Below are 3,466 nucleotides of genomic sequence, written 5' to 3' on the forward strand. Positions count from 1 at the left end.
CCGAGAAGCCGAGATCGCTCGGCCGCTGGATGAACAGCGCCCACGACGCCACCCAAAGCCAGAACTCTTCCTCCTTGTGCGGGTGGAGGGTGAGCTTGTCGGCCTTCACGGAATTGCGCTTGAAGAACCGCGTCTTCGCCTCGCCAACATCCATGATGCCGAGGAACGCCGCATAGGCGAGCAGCTCGATATAGTCGTTCGGCGAGGGCGTGGCGGTTGCCACAAACTTGTATTTCACGGCATCGAACAGCCGCATGAACTCGCGGAAGGTCTTCGTGCCGCCGAAGCCGCGCAGGCAGCTCGCCTCGTCGAGCGAGGCCACGGCGAACTGCGTCGGGTCGATCTTGCCGTCGCGCACCGTCTCGTAATTCGTCAGATAGACGCCGGTCGGCCCCGCCTCGTCGACGCTCCGGATGAAGCGGACGTCGAGTCCCATGTCGGCCGCATCGCCGGTAAATTCCTGCCGGACGCCAAGCGGGAGGACGATCAACCCCCGATTAGCAGTTGCCCGCGCGATCGCGTCCACGACGCTCAACTGCACGCGCGTCTTGCCGAGGCCGAAGGCGGCGAACAGCGCGCGCCGCCCGCCATCGAGCATCCAGCGCAACGCTGCGGCCTGATGCGGCTTGAGCGAGGGGTGCGGCGCGAAGGGAATGGTTTCCGCCCCCTCGCTCTGCCCCGCAAGCGGGATTTTTGCCCGCAGGAAGTTCTGATAGGAGAGGCGGTTGCTCATTGCTCCCACCTGCGCATATAGCGGTCAAACTCGCCGGAGTTAATTTCGCGAGCCCGCGCCTCTATTTGCCTTTCAAGACCTTCATTTAGAATTGGGATTACATCGTTTCGCTGCTCGTCGGTGAGCAGCGCGAGAAGGATTGCAACGGCACCCTGCGCAGCAACAGCCGCTTCGATTACGTTTTTCATCTTTGAAAGATCGACCCTTCGCGCAATCATCAATGCGATTGCATCCCGCAACGGGATTTCGCCGTCCTGAGCACCCATCCCTCAACCCTCCAGCATGTCGTTGAAATCGCGGCCGCCTTCGGCCATGGCGATGCCGATGCGCAGCCCGTCGCGCGCATAGCGGGCGCGCCCGCGCTCAAGCGTCGTTTTCGTCAGAAATGGATCGCTGTCGCCGTCGCCCAGCAGCACAAGCTGCTCGATGCTGGCAGGGATCGAGATCGACGGAATGACCGGGTTCAGATCCGGCACCGGCCCCGGAATGCGTTGAGGCCTACCGGTCGGCCCCTTGAGCGTCGGGTGCGCAACGGTCGCGGTAGCTCGCCCACCGAGATTGCCGAGAGAAACGCTCGACCAGAACAAATCGCCGCGCGCCAGCCGCCCGCAGCGGTGCAGGGCCGTCGCCACGGAATAGACGGTCTCGATCCCCTCTCCCATGAACAGGCGCTTGGGGCGATCCGCAGCGCCCCTGATGACGATGTGACCGCCCCCCATCGATCCCCGCACCTTCTTCGCGAGCAGAACCTCGCCCGTATCCGGGTCGACGATCTCCGCCTTGCCCGTGAAGTCGGCGCGCAGCCAGGTGATGTGCAGCGCGCTGAACGCGCCATCGTTATCGTAGATCGGCGAGAGCAGAGCCGGGCCGCGATGCACCACGCGTGGGCTCTTGCGCCCGGCTTCATCGAGCGTCTCGCCGTGGAAATAGGGAACGTCGGCACAGCCGCGCAGACCAGGCGCAAGGCCGGGCCCCCCGTCGCAGTTTCGCGCCGCAAAGTAGCGCGAGATCGCGCCGCCCGGCTGGAGCGTCTTGCCGCGATCATAGATCAGCCGCGCCGCTTCGATTTCCTTCTGGCGATAGTGCTCCTGCTCGGCCTGTCGCTTCGCCTCTCGCCTCTCGCGCTCGGCCGCGATCCGCTCCTCTTCCTCCCGCGTCAACGGCCGCGCGCCGCCGAGCCTCTCGACAGCCGCAAGGAAATCGCAGCCCGTGACCGCCTGAATGAGCTTGATCGCGTCGCCGCCATCGCCGCAGACAGCGCAAACCCACGCCGGGCCCTTGACCTCGAACCGCGTCGCGCGCTTGCCGCCGCCACAAATCGGGCACGTGCCCATCACGTGGCGGCCCGAGCGGCGGAGCTTCGCGCCGAGCTGTTCGGCGAGCGAGACGAGATCGACGCGGCCCTTCAGATCCTCGATTTGCGCCGGGCTCAGCATCGGGCTAGCCCCTCGCGCAGCGAAGCGCGTTCAGTGCTATCTCGTGCCCCTTCGCGGCATCGATATGCCAGCCAGCATCGCGCATGCGACGCTTCGCCATCGCATGGTGGAATTCAGCCAGCCACACGTGATAAATACGCTTGAGAGCGCTCACGACTAACCTCTTGTTATTGTTTCGATTTCACGTTGAAGGCGCGCATGTTCGGCCTCGAGCGCGGCGAGACGTTCGGCGCGCGTGGCGCGCACGACCCATTGCGGCTCTTCGTGGAGCACGGCCGAGAGGAAGTTGGGGCCATAGACACAGATGAGGGCAAGCGTCGCCTTGAAATTTGGCGCCGCGTCGCCGGTCAGCCACTTCTTTGCGGTGTGCATCGACACAAGCCCGCAAGTTTCGGCCTCTATAGCTTTCGCGGTGTTCTCTGGATGTTGGGCGCGCAGGAAGGCAACAGCCCGATCTGCGCAGGCAGGAGAAAGTTTTCTCTTCATGGGAGAAAACTTTCTCTTCGCGATAGAAGACATTCTCATCGATCCCTCCGATGCTGTGTGCATCGGAGGGTGATCCGGCGGTGAGGCTTGGAGCCCTATGGCAACGGTGGAAGACGTGGCAGTCATCTCACAATCCCATCTGCTCGAACGTGCTGGCGAGACGGAGCGGCAACTCCGGATCGACGCGGCACGGGAACGGTTGAAAAAGGCCCTGGCCACAGAGGCCAGGGCCAGGGTTGCCGCGCGTGGCGCTTACGCGGCGTCCCGTTCGGAAGAGGCAGGCGCTTGCGCCTCGCCTGACGCGCCTGTTACAGCCGGGCCGTGGTCCAGCTTGAAAAGGAGAAACCCGACGTGACAGGCACCGATTTCCGCATGCACTTCTTCACCACCGGCTTCGCTTTGCTGGGGATGATCGCCTTCGCTTATGGCCTCGTGTGCCGATACGGCGGGGAGCCCGGCTTTCTCGATGAGTTTGACAAGCTCATGAGCGAGACCCTCGCCAATGAAGACGAGGCGCCCTTTCAAGGAGCCAGCGAGGTGGATATCGCCCAGGCCCGGAAGGATGCTATCCGCCAGCTTGAGGCATTGCTCACGCAATGGCGGAGAGACCTCGCGGGCGTGGATAATCTCCAATGACCCGTTCAGCAGCCCAACGGCCGCGCGGTCGAAAATGACAGCGTGCTCAATCATGCAGCATCCCGTTCGGAAGAAAAGGACGAGGCCGAAGCCTCGTCAGTTGGGAGCGACCTGGCTGATACTGGGGTTAGCCGCTCCGGGGAGGTGATCGATTGATCGGGTGATGGCCGCCGCA

6 protein-coding genes are annotated in these 3,466 nt (G+C 63.7%); 1 reads left to right on the plus strand and 5 read right to left on the minus strand.

The features are described from left to right. From T281_RS16610 to T281_RS18990, 5 genes are all read right to left on the minus strand, one after another. A partial coding sequence (locus T281_RS16610) for a DNA methylase N-4 (protein ID WP_037242108.1) occupies window positions 1–733 on the minus strand: 733 nt, incomplete at its 3' end. Beyond that, on the minus strand, window positions 730–999 hold the full coding sequence (locus T281_RS16615; protein ID WP_037242111.1) for a hypothetical protein: 270 nt from the start codon (window positions 997–999) through the stop codon (window positions 730–732). The genes T281_RS16615 and T281_RS16610, both read right to left, overlap by 4 nt. Before the next feature lie 3 nt (window positions 1,000–1,002). Continuing rightward, on the minus strand, window positions 1,003–2,169 hold the full coding sequence (locus T281_RS16620) for a DUF7146 domain-containing protein (RefSeq protein WP_037242114.1): 1,167 nt from the start codon (window positions 2,167–2,169) through the stop codon (window positions 1,003–1,005). Window positions 2,170–2,173: 4 nt separating this feature from the next. Beyond that, window positions 2,174–2,323 (minus strand): hypothetical protein, encoded by a 150-nt coding sequence (locus tag T281_RS18985; protein ID WP_155955321.1) that lies wholly within the window; start codon window positions 2,321–2,323, stop codon window positions 2,174–2,176. A 2-nt stretch (window positions 2,324–2,325) separates the two neighbouring features. Continuing rightward, window positions 2,326–2,688 carry a hypothetical protein gene (locus T281_RS18990; protein ID WP_155955322.1) on the minus strand — a complete coding sequence of 121 codons (363 nt, stop codon included), beginning with the start codon at window positions 2,686–2,688 and terminating at the stop codon, window positions 2,326–2,328. Window positions 2,689–3,006: 318 nt separating this feature from the next. Here T281_RS18990 and T281_RS16630 point away from each other — a divergent pair, with 318 nt between their 5' ends. Next, on the plus strand, window positions 3,007–3,291 hold the full coding sequence (locus tag T281_RS16630; protein ID WP_155955323.1) for a hypothetical protein: 285 nt from the start codon (window positions 3,007–3,009) through the stop codon (window positions 3,289–3,291). Window positions 3,292–3,466: the final 175 nt, after the last annotated feature.

The sequence above is a fragment of the Rhodomicrobium udaipurense JA643 genome (assembly GCF_000636015.1).
Lineage (GTDB): Bacteria > Pseudomonadota > Alphaproteobacteria > Rhizobiales > Rhodomicrobiaceae > Rhodomicrobium > Rhodomicrobium udaipurense.

Coding starts and splice junctions, on each gene's coding strand:
- T281_RS16620 (WP_037242114.1), bottom strand. CDS start 2,169: ATGCTGAGCCCGGCGCAAATCGAGGATCTGAAGGGCCGCGTCGATCTC.
- T281_RS18990 (WP_155955322.1), bottom strand. CDS start 2,688: ATGTCTTCTATCGCGAAGAGAAAGTTTTCTCCCATGAAGAGAAAACTT.
- T281_RS16615 (WP_037242111.1), bottom strand. CDS start 999: ATGGGTGCTCAGGACGGCGAAATCCCGTTGCGGGATGCAATCGCATTG.